General features: G+C 34.1%; 13 protein-coding genes and 1 pseudogene. All 14 read left to right on the forward strand.

The genetic code is table 11. The features are described 5' to 3' along the window. Nucleotides 1–207, forward strand: a 207-nt coding sequence (locus HHT355_RS00585; RefSeq protein WP_146039157.1) for a CdaR family protein, incomplete at its 5' end; no start/stop codon positions are given. A 235-nt stretch (nt 208–442) separates the two neighbouring features. After that, nucleotides 443–3,133: a YfhO family protein gene (locus HHT355_RS00590; RefSeq protein WP_103201522.1), complete on the forward strand. Its 2,691-nt coding sequence runs from the start codon at nt 443–445 to the stop codon at nt 3,131–3,133. Nucleotides 3,134–3,156: 23 nt separating this feature from the next. Further along, nucleotides 3,157–4,083: a glycosyltransferase family 2 protein gene (locus HHT355_RS00595; protein WP_103201523.1), complete on the forward strand. Its 927-nt coding sequence runs from the start codon at nt 3,157–3,159 to the stop codon at nt 4,081–4,083. A gap of 396 nt (nt 4,084–4,479) precedes the next feature. Further along, nucleotides 4,480–6,153 (forward strand): 2-isopropylmalate synthase, encoded by a 1,674-nt coding sequence (gene leuA, locus HHT355_RS00600; RefSeq protein WP_103201524.1) that lies wholly within the window; start codon nt 4,480–4,482, stop codon nt 6,151–6,153. 1,091 nt (nt 6,154–7,244) lie between these two features. After that, a complete protein-coding gene (locus HHT355_RS00605; RefSeq protein ID WP_103201525.1) occupies nt 7,245–7,667 on the forward strand; it encodes a hypothetical protein in 423 nt (140 codons plus the stop codon). A 126-nt stretch (nt 7,668–7,793) separates the two neighbouring features. Further along, nucleotides 7,794–9,008, forward strand: coding sequence for a hypothetical protein (locus tag HHT355_RS00610; RefSeq protein WP_103201526.1), 1,215 nt, complete (start codon nt 7,794–7,796; stop codon nt 9,006–9,008). 16 nt (nt 9,009–9,024) lie between these two features. Then, the gene (locus HHT355_RS00615) at nt 9,025–9,915 is read left to right on the forward strand and encodes an ATP-binding cassette domain-containing protein (protein ID WP_103201527.1); all 891 of its coding nucleotides are present in this window, start codon (nt 9,025–9,027) and stop codon (nt 9,913–9,915) included. Further along, nucleotides 9,896–12,280 (forward strand): hypothetical protein, encoded by a 2,385-nt coding sequence (locus HHT355_RS00620; protein WP_103201528.1) that lies wholly within the window; start codon nt 9,896–9,898, stop codon nt 12,278–12,280. Before HHT355_RS00615 ends, HHT355_RS00620 begins: the two co-directional genes overlap by 20 nt. A gap of 350 nt (nt 12,281–12,630) precedes the next feature. Then, nucleotides 12,631–14,994 (forward strand): bifunctional glycosyltransferase/CDP-glycerol:glycerophosphate glycerophosphotransferase, encoded by a 2,364-nt coding sequence (locus HHT355_RS00625; RefSeq protein WP_103201529.1) that lies wholly within the window; start codon nt 12,631–12,633, stop codon nt 14,992–14,994. 34 nt (nt 14,995–15,028) lie between these two features. Beyond that, a complete protein-coding gene (locus tag HHT355_RS00630) occupies nt 15,029–15,796 on the forward strand; it encodes an ABC transporter permease (RefSeq protein WP_242967472.1) in 768 nt (255 codons plus the stop codon). 23 nt (nt 15,797–15,819) lie between these two features. Further along, nucleotides 15,820–16,560: pseudogene (locus HHT355_RS00635) on the forward strand (ABC transporter ATP-binding protein); the annotation flags it as partial. Between the two features lie 459 nt (nt 16,561–17,019). Further along, the gene (gene tagD, locus HHT355_RS00640) at nt 17,020–17,421 is read left to right on the forward strand and encodes a glycerol-3-phosphate cytidylyltransferase (RefSeq protein WP_103201531.1); all 402 of its coding nucleotides are present in this window, start codon (nt 17,020–17,022) and stop codon (nt 17,419–17,421) included. A gap of 22 nt (nt 17,422–17,443) precedes the next feature. Beyond that, nucleotides 17,444–18,616, forward strand: coding sequence for a CDP-glycerol glycerophosphotransferase family protein (locus HHT355_RS00645; protein ID WP_103201532.1), 1,173 nt, complete (start codon nt 17,444–17,446; stop codon nt 18,614–18,616). Between the two features lie 39 nt (nt 18,617–18,655). After that, nucleotides 18,656–19,792: a CDP-glycerol glycerophosphotransferase family protein gene (locus tag HHT355_RS00650; RefSeq protein WP_103201533.1), complete on the forward strand. Its 1,137-nt coding sequence runs from the start codon at nt 18,656–18,658 to the stop codon at nt 19,790–19,792. Nucleotides 19,793–19,942 lie beyond the last annotated feature (150 nt).

Below are 19,942 nucleotides of genomic sequence, written 5' to 3' on the forward strand. Positions count from 1 at the left end.
TATATTACTAAAGGACCGATCAAAGTATATGTCCAGGGGCCTGCCAGTGAAGTCGAATCTATAAACCGGAATAACTTAAAACCCTTTATAAACCTTTTAGGTTATTCCGCAGGTACATATTATCTGGATATTGAAGCTGATATATCAAAAAATATTAAACTTAACGACGAACCGAAAGTGTTACTGAATTTGATACCTGCGACTTAATATAAAAATTAACTTATAAAATACAATATTGTTTGTTCGCTTATTAAATCAAATAAGCAAATGAAATATTAAGTCTTCATATTGTTTATTTGCTTTTTATTATACATAAATTTTTTCATATAATGTGGGTATAATTAAATGTAAAATTATAGAAAATAATTATATAAATAAACAACATGAATTAAATAGGGATATTTAAAGAATATAAAAAATTAATAATTCAGGCAGAGGCATCATGGTTTATATGAATGGCGTAAAAGGCACAAAAAGAACAAATTTGACTAAATTTTATAAGAAATGCATTTGTTTAAGATATTCGGTCCTGTTTATTATATTATCGTTTATCACATTCCTGCCCTTTATTATTGAAGGGAAATCATTTGTATGGCAAATTGACGGTATAAGCCAGCATTATCCTATATTATGTTATTACGGGAAATTGCTTAGAGGTTTAATTTCGGGAAAAGGCTTTCCTATGGTTGATTTTAAACTGGGTCTGGGTTTTGATACAATTATGACCCTGCATTACTATGCGCTTGGAGACCCTGTTTCGCTACTTGCCGTTTTTATGACTCCGCAAAGTTCTGTTTTAATATACGGATTACTTGTGATATTGCGCTTATATCTTGCCGGATTGGCATTTTTGCTTTATGCAAAATTATGGAGCAAAAATGATTTTGCCATAATATCGGGAGCTTTAATTTATACTTTTTGCGGATACTCTTTGTATGCGGGGGTAAGGCATCCCTTCTTTTTAAATCCTATGATTTATTTGCCGTTACTTTTTATCGGTATAGAAAAGCTTTTAACTAAGAAAAAACAGGCAACGTTTATATTGGCTGTATTTTTATCGGCAATAAGTAATTTCTATTTCTTTTACATGCTTTCAATAATCGCAATAATATATTTTATAATCAGGTATTTTAATCTCAATAAGAAGTCAAAGCCTAAACTAATAAAAGGCTTTTTAACAACCGGTTTTTATACGGCAGGTTATTACCTAATCGGACTTGGAATGGCTGCAATTGTATTCTTACCTGTAGTATATGGTTTTTTGCAAAACGGCCGTGCGGAAAGCAGTCCGAAGATGCTGATAAGCATTTTTCATTACACTAAGGGCTATTATATTCGTTTATTGCAGGGGCTGTTTGCGACAGGAGTATCACCCGGTTATTGGGTAAACCTTACGTATTCTACGGTATTGGCAGCAAGCCTGGCAGTGGTGATGGCTTATAAAAAGTACCGTAAAATAAGAACTTTGCTAATTTTCGTATTTTTGGCCCTGTCAATACCTGCCTTTGGATTTATGATGAACGGTTTTGCATATATCACAAACAGGTGGGTTTTTGCCGTCAGTTTAGTAGCAGCTCTTGTTTTTGTGCTAACTTTTGAAGAATTGCTAATCAGAAATAAAAGAGTTACATTCTTTCTGATCATAGGAACAGCCGGCTATGGCCTGCTGGCGTTTGCATTTAGTTCCGGAAGTACGGTAAAATACGAATTTTTTATCTTACTTTTTGTATCGGCTGTGATTCTGCTGCTGCAATCAAATCGGTTGAACATAAGAAATGCAACTCGTGAACTTATACTTGCCTCTTTGGTTGTTTTTACTTTGGCTTTTCACGGACATGCCTATTATTCGCCGAAGTTTCACGGTTACGTAAACGAGTTTTTGACTAAGGATGAGGTATTAATAAATACAACAGAAGGCATGACCAAGTTGATTAATAATATTGAGGACGAGAACTTTTATCGTGTTGAAACTTACGGAGATAAAGTAAGAAACGAGGCCCTATGTGCAAACTTTAATGATGTATCGGCATATTTCAGCATCATGGACAAGAATGTTACAAACTATTATAAACAACTGGAATTATTGGATCAGCGCAATACTTACAGATTTGACAATCATGATAACCGCACCGTACTAAATGCCTTGTCCAATGTCAAATATTTTATTACAAACCAAAAATCAGCAGCTCCTTATGCTTATAAATTAATTACCGAAGAAGAGGGAGAGGACAAGTATTATCTTTTTGAAAATTTATTCTGGATACCCTTCGGATATACTTATGACTATTATATAACCGAAGAAGAGTATGCAGATCTTAATACCCTGGAAAAGCAAAATATAATGTTAAGTGCGGTAGTTCTTGAAAACCCACCGGAAGGGTTTCAGAAAATTGTGCCGGATTCCGGAATGGGGATAAAAAAGTTAAAAACAGAGATTACTTTTGATGAAAATATAGAAACAGATAATAACAAAATTAAAGTAAAAGAACCAGGTGCCGCCATAATTATAGATTTTGAATCAGAACCTAAATCAGAGGTTTACTTAAGGTTAAAAGATTTTAATATTAGCAGGCGGGCTGCAACGATGACAAACTTAAAAGTAAAAGCTGACGGTGATGCAGCAAAGATTGTAAATGTAAGAAGCCCCTATCATAATACTTATTTCAGGGACGATTACCTGATTAACACAGGTTACAGTAAACAAAGCAAAAGCCGAATTACAATCACCTTTTTGCAAAAAGGCACTTTCAGCTTTAACGGCATAGATATATATAATGTGGACATGAATTACTATAAGGAACGGATTAAGGAGTTGGGTAAAGTTACATTAAGCAACATGAAAATGGGAAATAACATTATTGAGGGAAATGTAAATTTAGACAGAGAAAAAATTATGGTTTTCAGCATTCCATACAGCAGAGGCTGGAGAGCATATGTTAACGGTAAAAGGGCTGATATCCTTCGGGCCAATACGATGCACATGGCTCTTATATTGGGTGAAGGGGAAAATCATATTTCTTTAAAATACAGAACACCGTTTTTATTGGAAGGAGCTATAATATCGTTTGCATCAACAGTTATATTTGCTTTCATTTTATTTGTTAACAGAAGAAGAGTAAAATTGCCGGCGTAAAAACGGCAAAAGGAGGATTTTAAATGGAGGTATTGTCTGTCGTAGTACCATGTTTTAATGAAGAAGAAGTTTTGCCTCTTTTTTATGATGAAATAGCAAAAGTGGCCGGAACATTAAATCAGTTACAGTTCGAATTTTTATTTGTCAATGACGGTTCTTCTGACGGCACTTTAGAAGTGATAAAAAAGTTCCGTAAAAAAGACGAAAGAGTTCACTATGTATCATTTTCAAGAAATTTTGGAAAAGAGGCAGCCATATATGCCGGCCTTAAGAAAGCTTCGGGAGATTATGTAGTTATTATGGATGCAGACCTCCAGGATCCGCCTTCTTTGATAGCTGAAATGTATAAAGCAGTAAAATATGAAGGATTTGATTGTGTGGCAACCAAACGCAGTACTAGAGAAGGAGAGCCCCCGGTCCGGTCCTTTTTTGCCAGATGCTTTTACCGCCTATTTAATAAAATATCAAAAATAGAAATAATGGACGGGGCAAGAGATTACAGATTCATGACACGGCAGGTTGTTGATGCCATTTTATCAATGACCGAATATAACCGCTTTTCCAAGGGAATATTCAGTTGGGTGGGTTTTAAGACAAAATGGCTTGAATATAGTAATATCCAGAGGGCGGCTGGAAAGACCAAATGGTCTTTTTGGAAGTTATTCTTATATTCTATAGAAGGTATTACTGCTTTCTCCACGGTCCCTTTGGCATTTGCGTCTGTTTTCGGGATTATATTTTGCTTTCTGGCATTTTTGATGATTATAGTTATAATAATCAAGACAGTAATCTGGGGGGATCCGACTTCCGGATGGCCGTCATTGGTTTGCATTATCTGTATGCTTAGCGGAGTTCAGATGCTGTGCATTGGTATACTGGGACAGTATCTGGCAAAGACGTATCTGGAATCAAAAAACAGGCCTGTGTATATTATAAAAGAAGAAGAATAAATGAATGATTACGCCGATATTTTCTGTCAAAATGTTTTATCAATTATTATTTATACAAAAAATTGTTGCCAAGTAAATTATTAGGTGATATAATTTAGGTCACTATATACAGTGGCCTTTTATATTTATACATAGCATACTTTTGGCCGGAATAACATAAGATAACATAATTAAAGAATAAAAAAGCAACAGAAAGGATTTGGTCATATGGGACTCGAGTAGATAGCAGCACATTGTTTATTGTTAAAATATACAGTGTGGTTTATCGACTCCGTAATTAATATAATTTTTTAATGCATTTTTATGTGACAGGATTGATTATATTATTTTAAACAAAACCCTGTCATAAAAATTGATTTTGCATAGGAAAAATTATATTAATTAGGGGGAATTGCTATGATGAATTATAAAAGATATAAAAAGAATCCGGTTGTTTACTATCCAGAAAGACAATGGCCAAATAATGAAATTAACAAGGCGCCTATATGGTGCAGCGTAGATTTAAGAGACGGAAATCAGGCTTTAATTGAACCGATGGTAGTGGAGGAAAAGATTGAATTTTTTAAATTGCTTGTTAAGCTTGGATTCAAAGAAATAGAAGTCGGTTTTCCGTCAGCATCCCAGATCGAATTTGATTTCTTAAGGCATTTGGTTGAGCGTAGGCTTATACCCGATGACGTAACAGTTCAGGTACTTGTCCAATGCAGAGAGCATTTAATTAAAAGAACTTTTGAAGCTTTGGAAGGTGTCCCAAAGGCTATAGTTCATATATATAATTCCACCTCTGTATTGCAGAGGGACGTTGTATTTAAAATGTCAAAAGAAGAGATAAAGCAGATAGCTATTAACGGTACAAAGCTTGTTAAAGAATATGCCAAGGATTTTGACGGAGAAATAATACTGGAATATTCCCCGGAAAGTTTTACCGGAACGGAGCTTGATTATGCACTGGAAGTGTGCAATGCGGTAATCGATACCTGGGGACCGACTCCGGAAAAGAAAATGATTATAAATCTTCCTGCTACTGTTGAAATGAATACGCCCAACGTTTATGCGGATCAGATTGAATGGATGAACAAGAATCTTAAAAACAGAGAAAGCGTAATACTTAGCATACATCCTCATAATGACCGGGGTACAGGCATTGCGGCTGCCGAACTTGCCCTTCTTGCGGGAGCCGAAAGGGTAGAAGGTACCTTGTTTGGCAACGGAGAAAGAACAGGCAATGTCGACATACTTACCATCGCATATAATATGTTCTCCCAAGGGATTGATCCCGAGTTGGAGTTATCCGATATAAATGAGATAATAGAAGTTTATGAAAGAGTAACTAAGATGAAAGTCCATGAAAGGCATCCTTACGCCGGTAAGCTGGTATTTACGGCATTTTCAGGTTCTCATCAGGATGCTATTAATAAAGGCATGCATGCTTTGATAGAAAGAAACAACCCGCATTGGGAAGTTCCTTATCTTCCTATAGATCCTTCCGATATCGGACGCAAATACGAGCCGATTGTCCGTATCAACAGCCAGTCCGGCAAGGGCGGCGTAGCATTTATTATGGAAACCTATTTCGGATTTAAACTTCCTAAAGGCATGCATAAAGAGTTTGCGGATATAATCCAGGCAATATCCGAAAAACAGGGCGAAGTTGCACCGGAGCAGATTATGGAAGAGTTTAAGAAGAATTATATTGAAAAGAAAGAACCGTTGCACTTTAGGAAATGTAAATTTGACGATCATACTGAAGAAGGATGCACACATGCAGTGGTTCATTACACCGATAATGGTATAGAAAAGTCCTTTGAAGCTACCGGTAACGGTCCGATTGATGCGGTTCAAAACGGTCTGCAGAAAGAACTTAACATCAACGTTAAGATATTGGATTACAGCGAGCATGCTTTAAGCGGTGGATCCGGAGCCCATGCGGCGGCTTATATACATATGCTGGATTTGAATACAGGCAAGGCAACTTATGGTGTCGGTGTAAGCTCCAATATTACCAGGGCTTCAATACGGGCAATATTTAGTGCGTTAAACCGTTTGGGAGTAAGAGACGATAATAAGTAGTACGACGAGGCTAATTTATATAAATACGGAGTACAGAAATAAATAAAGAGAGGTTGTCGCATAATTCTATTAAGGATATAGATATAACTTCACATACCGTTAAAAGAACATCGAACTAATTTTGTAGGCATAATCGGACACGAAAATTTGCCTGAACGCACAAAACGCGCAAATGTTCTTTTAACGGTGTATTACTGTTATATCTATATCCTATTAATTAATTTTTGCGTCAACCTCTTTTTATTTAGGTACTTTTAGCTATTACAGCATGTGATTTTTATGAGCCTGGCATTGGTGAAATCTATCGGATGAAAATCCCGCAGATACTAGGTAGCGGGAAGTTAATGCTGAATAACAATGGTGTCGCTGACAACCGAAAATCTGACAAGAGGTGTAAGATAATTACAAGTTTGTCCGTATTATATATAGGTATGATTTATACAAATATTATTGAAAAATCCACAACAGATGAACATTACAACATAATATGCTTTATATAATTATTAAACTAATCAAGGTGAATAGCGCCTTGGTTAAGCTATACAACCCCATAAATAAATATGGAGTAAGTAAATCTTAAAATGCTTGTTAAAATGATTACTAAAAAATAGAATAATGGGGAACAAATCTCCATATGAAGTTAGGAGGCGTACCGTTCATTGAAGAAAATCTTAAAAGTAATTATTTTATCAACCATATTACCGCTAATAATAATATTGGTTTTATGGTATATGGCAGCCCTGAAAGGGTTAAAACGTAAATTTGAATAACTACAGGAAATATTTTATTTAAAATGGTAGATGTCAAAGATAAAATTAAAGACTGGATTAGTGAATCGGAAAGAAAGATAAAAGAAGTAGATAAATTGATTAAAGGTCGAATCTTACCAATTTAACATTCTCAATGTAAAAAGAATAAAGCAAAATTTTGAATGCTTCTAGCATTGATTCCTTAATGGGAGGTTAGCAAACCAGAAAAAGTAAGATATAAGACCTGTTTGACGAAAATATGTCAAATATAGTATAATATATACATAAAAATACAACTAGTGTAGAAAAATATCATATTTAGGAAGTAAAGGAGGAAACCAAATGAAAAAAATTGCTGCTATTATATTAACTTTAAGCATGTTATGCTCTATTACCGGCTCTGCGAATGCAGGGACAAATACTACATATTCCAGTACAGCAAATGCAGCTGGGAAAGGAACTGTAACTCTTCCATCAGCCACATCCAGAACGGCATCTGCAACAACTTTTGCTTATCCAACAAATTCATATGGTGTAATTAATGGAGTGTTTGTGGAAGTAACCTTAAATTATGCATATGGTAATACATTAGAATCCATATCTGAATATGCAGGCAATGATAGTAATGAAACATCAGCAACAGTAACTGCACCTTATATGTACATTGTTGCTAAATCTGCATCCGGTTACCATGTTTATGGTGCATATAATTTACTAACATATCAAGGTGAATCTGCACAATGGACAAGTTATACAACTCCATAAATAAAGAAATTAATGTGGAGTTCGTAAATCCATATAGGATAAACATTAAAATAATTACATAATAATAAGTTAATATAGCGGGGGAGAAAATCCCCCATTCTTAAAAAGTTAGGGGCGTGTTTTTCATTGAAAAATACACTAAAAGTACTTACATTATTAATTATTTTTATATTAGAAATAATATTAGTTTCATCATGCTCATCAAAAATAATTAATGAGAACCGTTACATAGAGGGACAAGATTACCAGTTCTTTTATTATAGTGATACAAACGTAGGGCCCATGGCTGAAAGTGAAGAAGGTTATTATTTTTTTTGCGGTAACTATCTGTTTTTTGCAGATAAAGCAAGTATGCACCCGATACTAGTATGCAATAAACCGAATTGTCTGCATTATGAAGAAACCGATCCGACAAAGACACTTTATTGTAATGCCTTCTTTGAAAGGCCAAAATCACTGTTTTATTATAATAAATCTTTATACATATTTGTATCACGTATAACTACAGCTCATGAAAGTGAGTTTTTAAAGGTTTCACCAGACGGTACAAGAAGAAAATCTTTGTTTAAAATTGACGGTTCAATCAGCGCAGCCGCTTTGCATAGAGGGGTTGTGTATTATTCTAATCAGGTCTGGGACGCTAACGGACAAACTATTGTAAGTGTTAATTCCACTACATTAAAGGGAAAAAGCAAAGAAATATATAAAGAAAAATTTATCCATGGAAACATAGACGATATAATATGCTATGGAAACTATGTATTCTTTGACTCTTTTGACATTACTGAGAGCGGTATTTATAATAAAATGTTAAAGTATAATATTCAAACTGGAGAAACAGAAGCAATCTCTGACAATCAGAAAATGGTTTCTTTTGATATGCCGTCATTTATAAACAGTAAAATGTATTACAGAATAACAAAACTTAATCCTGATTTATCTCTTGATCATCAGGAAGCATTTATGGCTGATATTGACGGAAGTAACGTTAATAAAACTTTTGATTTAGGATTTCCGGTTGAGGTCAGATCCGATGGGCAGTATTTGTATTCCCGTGATATTGAGTGGAGTCCTTTTAGTAAACCTGCAGATGAGCAGGAACTTATCATATATACTTTTGAGGGTGAAGTTGTAGACAGGGTTCATACGGGTTCTTTCGGGGAGATTCAAAGCTTGATACCTGGCGGTAAAGATCATTTATTTTTGCAACAAGCAGATGGTGATTTTTTGAGAATATATTATGCCGAAAAGAGTAAAATCTCTACAGGGAATATGGAATGGAAGCTGTTGATTGAAACAGAACGTGAAAAAATGTACCCTTTGGTAGTTAGAACATCATAGAAAGTGGAGCTTAATTATGATGATATCGTTTGTTGATTTAACCAAAAAGTATAAAGATACCATAGCTTTAAGCAATTTTAGGGCTGAATTAACAGAGGGCGTATATGGTCTTCTTGGACCAAACGGAGCAGGAAAATCTACTTTAATGAATATTATCTCCGGGAATATTAAAGCTACATCAGGATCATGCTTGTGGAACGGAAAAGATATCACAGTCCTGGGGAAGGAGTTCTTTAATCTATTGGGCTATATGCCGCAACAGCAGAATTTATATCATAATTTCACAGCCAAGCAATTTTTATGGTATATGGCAGCCATGAAAGGCTTAAAACGTAAACAGGCAGCAGAAAAAATTGACTTTCTGTTGGAGCTGCTTCATCTAAAAGAGTATTCCCATAAGAAACTCGGTGAGTTCTCCGGAGGGATGAAACAAAGAATTCTGATTGCCCAATCTCTGCTTAATGACCCTCAAATACTTATTTTAGATGAACCGACAGTCGGACTTGATCCGATGGAAAGGGCAAGTATCCGCAATTTTATCAGCGAGATTTCGCAGAATAAAATAATAATATTTGCTACCCATGTAGTAAGCGATATAGAAAATATTGCAAAAGAAATTATATTTCTTAAAAAAGGCAAGTTAATCTTAAAAGATTCTCCTATAAATATTATAAAATCCATGTATTCAAAAGCTTGGCGGACATGCGTACCGGCAAAAGAACTTGAAAGAATCAGAAAGAATTATGTAGTTACAAATGTGGTAGCCAAAATGGATGGGACCCTTTGTGTAGACATAATGTCGGATTACTGTCCGCAAGATTATGAATGGACGGCTGCTGAACCAACCTTGGAAAGTGTATATTTATACTTATTTGATGAGGTTAGAAATGAGGATATTAGCAGGTGAACTAAAAAAGCATATATATAACAGGACGATATGGTTACTTTTGTTATCATTTATGGTTTTATCTGTTTTTATGTTTATTAACAAAGCTAAAACAACAATAAGCGGGATTGACAGCAAGCTCATAGAATACTATAAAGACATACCTACAGAAGATGCTATTATACTTGCACGCAACAAGGAAAAAAAGAATGATTTAATAATAGCGTATCATAATTACCGATCCCTTTATCAGGATGAAAAGTTAGCTTTGGAAGCTTTTTTAGAGTATGCTGACAGTTTTTACGGCGACCCCCTTTTAACGGAAGCTGTTTTAAATATGGAAAATGAGGTTGATGTATATAAGCTTTATGAGGAAAATCAACAACTATATTATTTGATAAATCAGCTTGAGTATATAAAGTCATATAATGAATTTATTTTGTCTATGGACCGGCGAACAAAAGATATGCTAAAATCCCCGCTTTTTAGATCAGATAAATCATATGCCTACCGCAATATTATAAAAACCCAATCAGATTTCGAAAAAATGAAGAACATTAAATTAATGATAGGTAACAATTCCGGTATACTGACATTTTCAAAGTTTATTTATGCGGATATTTTATTGATTACCTTTGTTTTTGTATTGTGTTATTATATTTTTTCTTCCGAACGGGAGCAAGGCCTGTTTAGGATACTTAAATCTACGGTTAACGGACATTTGCCTCTTATAATATCTAAACTTATATCATTATTTATGTTAACTATTTTAGGCTTTATAGTAATCTATGGGTTTGTTATATTTGCAGCTCATAAAATGTTGGGATTTGGAGACTTAACGAGATATATCCAATCTGTAAGTGAATTTCGGGATTGTACCCTTGCTCTTACGGTAGGAGAGTATCTTTTATGTTTTTTAAGCATAAAGCTGTCAGCAATTTTATTAATTGCACTTATTCTAGCTCTGTTTTTTCAGCTTAGTAATTCATTTACTTTGATATATTTATTGATTTTAGGTGTATCTTTTGTAGAGTATTCGCTTTATATATTTATACATCCGGCTTCGGTATTTAATCTTTTAAAATATATTAATATTTTTTCTTTCCTAAATACTTTTGATAATTTTAGGATTTATACAAACATAAACTTTTTTGGATATCCTTTGGACAGGAATTTAGTTATGATTGCATCAATAGTTATTGCTCATTTTGCGCTTGCAATAATAAATATAAAAATATTTAACCTCAAAATACAAGTCCTTACACTACCTCAGTTTATCGGCAATTTGATACATAGACGCAAGAAGTCATCCGGTTCGGTTAGCTTGTTCTATCATGAATTCTACAAAGTGTTTTTTACCGGAAAACGATTTTTAGTTATAATAGTATTGCTGATTATTTCATATTACTCGTTTGATAGGTCACCTTTATATGTCGAAAGGAAAACTTCAAGTTATCTGGCATTTATAAATAAGTATGAAGGTGAGCTCACAAACGAAAAAAGAAGCTTGATTCAGGAAGAAATAAATTATATTAAAAATATTCCGAATGAATTGTCTAAGTTATATACGGATTATGTAAACGGAAATATTACAAAAGAAGAATATCAGAAGGAGTTTAATTTGCTACAGTTTGAGCTTGAAAAAAATGTCGGTTTTACCCGTTTTGAAAATCAATTTAATTATTTGAATTCTTTGGATCATTCTTTAAAACCGGGAATTGTATCCGAGGTATCATCAGACTATTATTTCAATAACCCAAAAAGAGATTATATTTATGCTATATATGTAGTTTTACTTGTTATTGTCTGTGTAAGTTGTATATTTCCGATTGATTTGCAAAGCGGGATGGAGAATATTATACGCTGTACCTTTTTTGGAGAAAGGAAACTTTTTTACGTTAAAACACTTACAGCAACAATATTGTCAACTGTCATATTTATATGGATAAATTTTACCAAATATTTAAATCTTTTTGGTAAATACAAAATTTCGGACTTAAAACTGCCAGTTCAAAGTATTCAAAAATATGCCAATATAGAATATAAAATAAGCATTATAGGTTTAATCATTTTTGTCTCTATGTTAACCCTGATTGCTGTTGTTATGATGACTCAATTTATAATCTTAATGGCCCTTTTACTTAAAAAGCAATCACTGGTTATTATATGTTCATCGGTTATATTTCTGTTGCCTTTACTGCTTGGTTATGCAGGATTAGATACTATAAAATTTTTAAGTATCAGCAATGCGTTTCAGTTATATGAGACACTTGCAGATGATACCCTATCCTGGGCAAATGCCCTGTATTTTACGGCAGTAATTTTTATAACTATAGTCATAACTTTGATTAATAGAGTTATATATAACGGGGTCAGGCACCGGTAAATCAAGTCAAGGGATAATAAAGAGGCTTTAAGTTAATTAATAGGTATTCAGAAAGTTTACCTTTTAGAATGAAGCGTAAATTTATCGGGATTAACAGGGCGGTAAATATGAAAGTTTAAATGAAATATATATATTTATAAAAAGGATCTCCAAAAAGAGATTCTTTTTTTATTTTGCGCGGCCTGTTATAGACTAATAAAAAAAATCGAGGAAAAAATATTAATAATCAATATTAAGAATGACAAAGCTGACAGAAAAACCCGGTATCCTTGACTCATTATAAAGCTAAGTGCTATAATCATTATTGTATGTTACCAGATGAAACTATCCAATACAATCGGAGGAAGGCGATGAAAGTCAGTATAATCATACCCTATCATAAAGGTGAAGCATATTTAAGGGATTGCCTTGACAGTTTGGCTGAGCAAACTTATCGTGATTTGGAGGTAATTGTTGTCAGTGACCATGCACCCCAAAAAGATTTGGAATGTATTTCGGAATATAAAGACTTGATTCCTATAAAGTTATACCATTTGGATGACAATAAAACCGGTGTGGCTGCAGCAAGAAATATGGGCCTTGATGTGGCTACAGGTGATTATATATATTTTTTGGACAGTGACGATTATCTTTATGAAAACACAATTGAGGAATTGGTAAACGGGGCTCTTGAAAAAGATGATGATATTGTTTACGGCAAGAAAAAGCCTACATGGTTTAAAAGAAGTATATATTTTATGAGATTGCAGGAACAGCAGGAAGCACAGGACCAGGAATTGGAAAGTGAAGAAAACGAACTGGAAGATCCTGAGTTAATGATGGAAGGAGATCAGAATGACAGTGACAAAGGTGAAGGATATGAAATTTTAAAGCAGGATAAGGAATATTTAGATAAGCTGGTTAAATCTGAGGAGTATATAAATGAGGATGAGCTTACGGAAGAAGAAAGACAGCTTCTGAAAGAAGCCAGAATCAGGATTGCCTATCGGATACTGGTAAGTAAAAGGAAAGGCGTTAGGAACATTTCCGTACTAAATATTCTTTTTAAGAGAAGCTTTATAGAAGAAAACAGGATAAGATTTCCGGAAAACCTGAAATATTTTTCGGATACTCCGTTTTTGATGGAAGCATTATCAAAAACCGAAAGAATTAAAAAGAAATTTACGGCATTATATGTTAAAAGAAAGCATAACGATGCCATTAATTTTCCTTCACTATCTCAGATAAAGGACCCCAACCGTTTTTATGAATTTATAGATGCTTATTATGAAACAGAGAAGCGGATACCTAAAAATTCCGATTTAATGATCAGATTCGAACATAAATATATCACATATTATGCAAAACTTTATGCTCCAAGACTTAAAAGAAGCAAAAACGACATATGGCGTAAAGACAACTTTATTATAATGAGCAAGCTTGTAAGCGGGATGAATCATGAGGTTATAAAAAGCCTAAGAGGTTATAAGCGCCGTATAATAAAAGCTTTGATTAAACAGGATATTAACAAATCTTTACGCATAGTAAAAATGCATTTGGGTTACAGAAAACTAAAAAAGATTTTACGCAGTAAGAAGGAACTGGGAAAGTTTTTATATATTCATGTATTCCTGAAAAAACCCATGATGCAAAACTGGATACTGTTTGAAAGCTTTTTCGGAAAAAATTATTCGGACAGTCCGAAATATATATACGAATACATTTCTGCAAATATGCCGGGTAAATATAAATGTATTTGGATTATTGACAAAAAGGGGACCAAGATTCCTTTCAGGCATAAGAAAATTAAGCGTTTTAGTCTGAGATACTATTACTATCTTGCCCGTTGCGGATATATGGTATTTAACAGCAGGCAGCCGGTATGGATGGTTAAAAGGGAAGGGAACGTATTTTTACAGACCTGGCACGGTACTCCCTTAAAGAAACTGGTGTTTGATATCGAGGATATAAATTCTGCTTCCCCTAAATATAAACAGCAGGTATACAAGCAGTCCAGAGCATGGGATTACCTGATAGCTGCCAATGCGTTCAGCAGTGAAACATTCAAACGGTGCTTTATGTTTGACAATACCATTCTGGAGACAGGATATCCGAGAAACGATATTCTTCATTCTCCGAATAAGGACCAGATTGCAGCCATTATAAAAAACAGGCTTAATATACCGAAAGACAAGAAAGTAATACTCTATGCTCCTACATGGAGAGACGATGAGTTTTACGATAAAGGGAAATACAAATTTGAACTTAAGCTTGATCTGGATTTAATGAAGCAGGAATTGGGTGATGAATACGTAGTATTGCTGCGTACACACTATTTTATAGCAGACTCCATAGATGTCCAACATTTTAAAGGTTTTGCATACAACGTAAGCAAGTATGATGATATATCCGAGCTTTACCTGATATCCGATATATTAATTACGGATTATTCATCGGTATTTTTCGATTATGCCAATTTAAAAAGGCCTATGCTGTTCTTTACTTATGATTTGGAGAAATACAGGGATGTCCTTCGTGGATTTTATATTGACATTGAAAAAGAAGTACCCGGGCCTTTGTTATTTACTACCGAAGAAGTGGTTGACAGCATAAAGAACATCGATTTAATTGAACAAAAATATAAATCAAGGTATGAAGAATTTTATGACAGATTTTGTGGCTGGGAAGATGGACAAGCCGCAAAGAAAGTGGTAGAATCGGTATTCAGGGATTAAAATGTTAAAATATTAGCAAACGGTGGCGATTGAATTGAGCAGTGCAATAAAAAACTTTAATAAGTATAAATATTTGTTAATGGAACTTACAAAAAAGAATATTAAGTTGAAATACAGACGATCCTATCTTGGAATATTATGGACACTTTTAGAGCCGATTCTAACGACTATTGTATTAACCATTGTTTTTATAAATTTCCGTGGGAAGTCGGATCATACATTTCCGATATATATTTTGACAGGAAGGCTTTTATATTCATTCTTTTCCCATGCAACAAAGCAAGCTATGAAATCAATACGCAGCAACAGCGGTATGATTAAAAAGGTATATGTACCTAAGTACATTTATCCTCTATCCAATATTTTATCTTCATATGTTATTTTTGCCATATCACTGTTAGTGCTGCTTGGTGCCATGTTTATATTTAAAGTATATCCGACTAAGTATATATTGTACTCTTTTATCCCGTTAACCTTAATTTTTATACTTAGCCTAGGATTCGGTATGATCTTGGCAACACTGGCCGTATTTTTCAGGGATATGGAATATTTGTGGGATGTTACTCTTATGCTGATTATGTATACAGCCGCCATATTCTACGATGCAGCAAAAATTAAAGACCAGTGGGTATTTTATTGTAATCCTATTTACCACATAATTGTCAATTTCAGAAACTGTATTTATGGGCATCCGATTGATATGCTGGCTTTAAAAATTTCTATGGCTTATAGCTTTGCGGCATTAATTATAGGAATAATATTGTTTTACCGTAAACAGGATAAATTTATATTGTATATCTAGTAATTTAATTTTAATAATCGGATATGGAGGAAACCGTGGGTAAGGAAGTTGTAAAGGTTGAAAATGTCAGTATGAAATTCAACCTTATGGAAAATAAAGTTGATAATTTGAAAGAATATGTTATAAAACTGATAAAAAATGAATTAAGATACCAGGAATTTTGGGCATTAAAGGATATATCCTTTACGGTTAATAAAGGAGACCGACTTGGTATTCTCGGTTTGAACGGTGCAGGTAAAAGTACTCTTCTTAAAATTATTGCGGGAGTTCTGAAAGCTACTGAAGGAAAAGTTACCGTAAAAGGAAAGATTGCTCCGCTTTTGGAACTGGGGGCCGGTTTTGACCCTCAATATACCGGTGCGGAGAATATTTACCTGTATGGAGCCGTATTGGGATATCCTAAAGATTTTATTCGGGAAAAATACGATGAAATAGTGGAATTTTCCGAACTGGGTGAATTTATTCATGTTCCGGTAAAAAATTATTCTTCCGGTATGAAAGCAAGATTGGGATTTGCCATAGCGACAATAGTTGAACCCGATATCCTTATTCTTGATGAAGTCCTTTCCGTAGGCGATGCCAAGTTCAGAAAAAAGAGCGAGAAGCGGATAATGGATATGTTCGATAAAGGAGCCACTGTCCTTTTTGTATCCCATACCATTGAGCAGGTTATGGCAATTTGCAACCGGGCGATTATTTTGGATAACGGAAGTCTGGTAGCCTGCGGGCCTGCAGAGGAAGTATGTAAAATTTACGAAGAAAAGTTTATAGAAAGAGAATCCGGGGTTATGAAACCCAGAAAGGAAAAGGACGGTAAGGCAAAGAAAAAGAAGAAAAAGAAAACCGTTAATGTTGAGATTAGTGATGAAATTGGCATAGACCCGGAAAAAAAGATAAGCAAGGATAACGATAAAAAGTCAGATGAAGTATATATTATAGCTGAAAATAAGTCAGATGTATTATCAGAATTTATGACGGAAAATGCATCGGAAAATACCGAAAATAAATCGGAAGGTATAGCAGAAACTGTACCAAACAGTATATCAGATAATATAACAAATAATATATCAGATAATAATTGATATAAAATTGGTAATATAGCAGAATATACATTGATTTAGCTTATGAAGCAATTTATAATGATATTAAAATTAATGGTATAACTGTTGCATCCATTATACAGACAAAGGAGGGACATTCTCCATTACGGAGAATTAAAAATAATGAAGAAGGTAATAACTTACGGAACATATGATTTACTGCATGTAGGGCATATTAATTTGTTAAGAAGAGCCAAAGCCTTAGGCGATTATCTGATTGTGGCTCTGTCAACAGATGAGTTTAATGCGATTAAGAATAAGAAAGCGTATTACAGCTATGAAGACCGTAAAATTATTCTTGAATCAATCCGTTATGTAGACGAGGTTATTCCTGAAAGAAACTGGGAGCAAAAAATTCAGGATATTCTTGACCATAAAGTGGATGTGTTTGTTATGGGCGATGACTGGCAAGGCAAATTTGATTTCCTGAAAGATTATTGTGAAGTTGTATACCTACCGAGAACGGAAGGAATATCCACAACAAAAATAAAGGAAGACTTATATAATAAAAAACTTACCAAATAAATGAAAGGTAAGGTTATTCGGTATGGCGTTAATAAAACAGATGGTATTGGCTTTTTATAAAGTACTTACAAGGATTCTCCCTATAAATAAAAAAATTATACTTTTTGAGAGCAATTTGGGCAGAAATTATACAGGGAACCCTAAGGCAATTTATGAAGAAATGATTCGCAGGGGACTGGATAAAAAATACCGCTGTTATTTTATACTGGAGGATATGCAGACTGAAATACCGGGAGCGGCTAAAAAGATTAAAAGAAACCGGTTCCGGTATTTTTTTTATTTTGCTATAGCCGGTACCTGGATAAGCGATTCCAGATTTCCAAAGTACATCATTAAAAGAAAAGGATGTACCTATATACAGACTTGGCACGGGACACCTTTAAAGAAGCTGGCTTTGGATATGGATGCTGTATATATGGCAGGAGAAACCGATATTAATGAGTATAAAAAGAATTTTTATGAAAATGCTCAAACATGGGATTACCTCATTTCTCAGAATTCATATTCAACACAGATATTTAAAAGGGCTTTTGGCTTTAATAAAGAAATACTTGAAATAGGTTATCCCAGAAATGATATTCTTTTTCATAAAAATAATAAAAACGATATAGAAAAATTAAAAGAAATGCTTGGTCTTCCAAAAGACAAGAGGATAATTTTATATGCACCCACCTGGAGGGATAATGAGTTTTATGGCAACGGAAGATATAAATTCAACCCCAGGATTGACTTTTCCCTGCTTATGAAGGAGCTAAAAGAAGATACCGTAATGATAGTAAAATATCATTATTTGGTCATGGATCAGATTGATTGGTCACCCTACCGAGGTTTTATATATACTTATGACATGAGTTATGATATTTCCATGTTATATCTGGTTTCCGATATGCTTATAACGGATTATTCATCGGTTATGTTTGATTACAGCATATTAAAACGGCCTATGCTGTTTTACTGCTATGACCTTGAAGAATACAAGAACACCTTAAGAGGATTTTATTTTGACTTTATTAATGATGCACCGGGTCCAGTGGTGGAAACAACGGAAGAATTAATAAAAGCCGTAAAAGTATATGATTATGATTTATATAAAGAAAAGTATGAGGCTTTTTGCAGGAAATTTAATCATGCTGATGATGGAAAGGCGTCTAAAAAAGTTGTTGATCTTATTTTAAAAACCGCGCCTTTAAAGTAATTTCTTGAATATTGGGAATAAGAAAGTCGTGGGATTATTATGGTAAAGACTGTAGGATACATTTTATTTGCGCTTGTTTACTACATATGCAGGCTCTTTCCCGTTCAAAACAGAAGGGTTTTTTGCATTATGACCCATGATGACGGTGCTTGCAGCAATGTTAGGCTTATTGAAAAGGAAATGGAAAAATTAAATAAAGGTTTCCGGTTTGACAGGGTTACAAAAAGAGATGTGGAAGCCGTAAAAAATTTAAGTCATGTATTAAATTTTTTCTTCATAAAACCTTATCAATTGGCCAGGGCTAAGATTATTTTAATGGATAATGTTTTTCTTCCCATGGCTTATTTCAGGGTAAAAAAGAATGTAAAAGTAGTGCAGCTTTGGCATGGAACCGGTACAATCAAGAAGTTCGGCCAGGATGTAAATACCGGAAGGTTAAAAGTGCTGGAAGCAAGGGCTAACAGAAACATAACCCATCTTATTGTGAATAATAAGAGTACGGCAAAACTTTATTCCAAAGTGTTCGGGGTAGGTATTGACAGGGTGTATCCGACAGGCCTTCCAAAGACAGATGATATTCTCTATCGTTTATGGAAGACCGAAAGGTCGGGAGTAAACAGCGATAAAAGTTATATATACGACAAATATAATATTCCGCCTGATAGAAAACTTATATTATATGCACCGACTTTTAGGGATGACAATTTAAGTTCAGATATGACTTTATATCAGGTAAAAGAGTTGGCAGAACAACTTCCGAAAGATTTTGCCCTTGGACTTAGATTGCATCCATATGTTGCCCGTCTGGCAGCAAAAAGTGACTTGAAGAATGTTTATGATTTTTCATACGAAAAAGACTTGCACTCCCTTATTATGGCTGCCGATGTTTTGGTTACAGATTATTCATCCATAATTTTTGAATACTGCATTACACAAAAACCGATGATTTTCTTTGCCTACGATTTGGAGAAATTCTCAGATAAAGGCCGGGGCTTTTATGAGGATTATAAAAGCTATGTGCCGGGGCCTGTAGCAGAAACAGCCCCGGAAGTCATTGATATTATAAGAGAAGAAAAATACCAGATTGATAAAATCAGAAAATTTAATGCCGAAAACTTCCCTTACCTTGACGGGATGGCAACCAAGAGAATTATTAAGCTGATACTGGACAAATAAAAAATCTGCGTAAAACCTAAAGACTGCGATATGCAAAGGCATTTGCAATAAGCATATCATACATGGTCTTCAGGTATACGCAGATTTTATTATATCTTAATATATCATTTTAATGTACGATAATTAGTATACCGATATATAATTCTAAAT

This window comes from Herbinix hemicellulosilytica, from assembly GCF_002904165.1.
In the GTDB taxonomy this organism is placed as follows: domain Bacteria; phylum Bacillota; class Clostridia; order Lachnospirales; family Lachnospiraceae; genus Mobilitalea; species Mobilitalea hemicellulosilytica.

Excerpts from the sequence above, each read along its gene's own strand:
- HHT355_RS00590 (WP_103201522.1), top strand. The coding sequence starts at position 443 with ATGGTTTATATGAATGGCGTAAAAGGCACAAAAAGAACAAATTTGACT.
- HHT355_RS00595 (WP_103201523.1), top strand. The coding sequence starts at position 3,157 with ATGGAGGTATTGTCTGTCGTAGTACCATGTTTTAATGAAGAAGAAGTT.
- leuA (WP_103201524.1), top strand. The coding sequence starts at position 4,480 with ATGATGAATTATAAAAGATATAAAAAGAATCCGGTTGTTTACTATCCA.
- HHT355_RS00605 (WP_103201525.1), top strand. The coding sequence starts at position 7,245 with ATGAAAAAAATTGCTGCTATTATATTAACTTTAAGCATGTTATGCTCT.
- HHT355_RS00615 (WP_103201527.1), top strand. The coding sequence starts at position 9,025 with ATGATGATATCGTTTGTTGATTTAACCAAAAAGTATAAAGATACCATA.
- HHT355_RS00620 (WP_103201528.1), top strand. The coding sequence starts at position 9,896 with ATGAGGATATTAGCAGGTGAACTAAAAAAGCATATATATAACAGGACG.
- HHT355_RS00625 (WP_103201529.1), top strand. The coding sequence starts at position 12,631 with ATGAAAGTCAGTATAATCATACCCTATCATAAAGGTGAAGCATATTTA.
- tagD (WP_103201531.1), top strand. The coding sequence starts at position 17,020 with ATGAAGAAGGTAATAACTTACGGAACATATGATTTACTGCATGTAGGG.
- HHT355_RS00645 (WP_103201532.1), top strand. The coding sequence starts at position 17,444 with ATGGCGTTAATAAAACAGATGGTATTGGCTTTTTATAAAGTACTTACA.
- HHT355_RS00650 (WP_103201533.1), top strand. The coding sequence starts at position 18,656 with ATGGTAAAGACTGTAGGATACATTTTATTTGCGCTTGTTTACTACATA.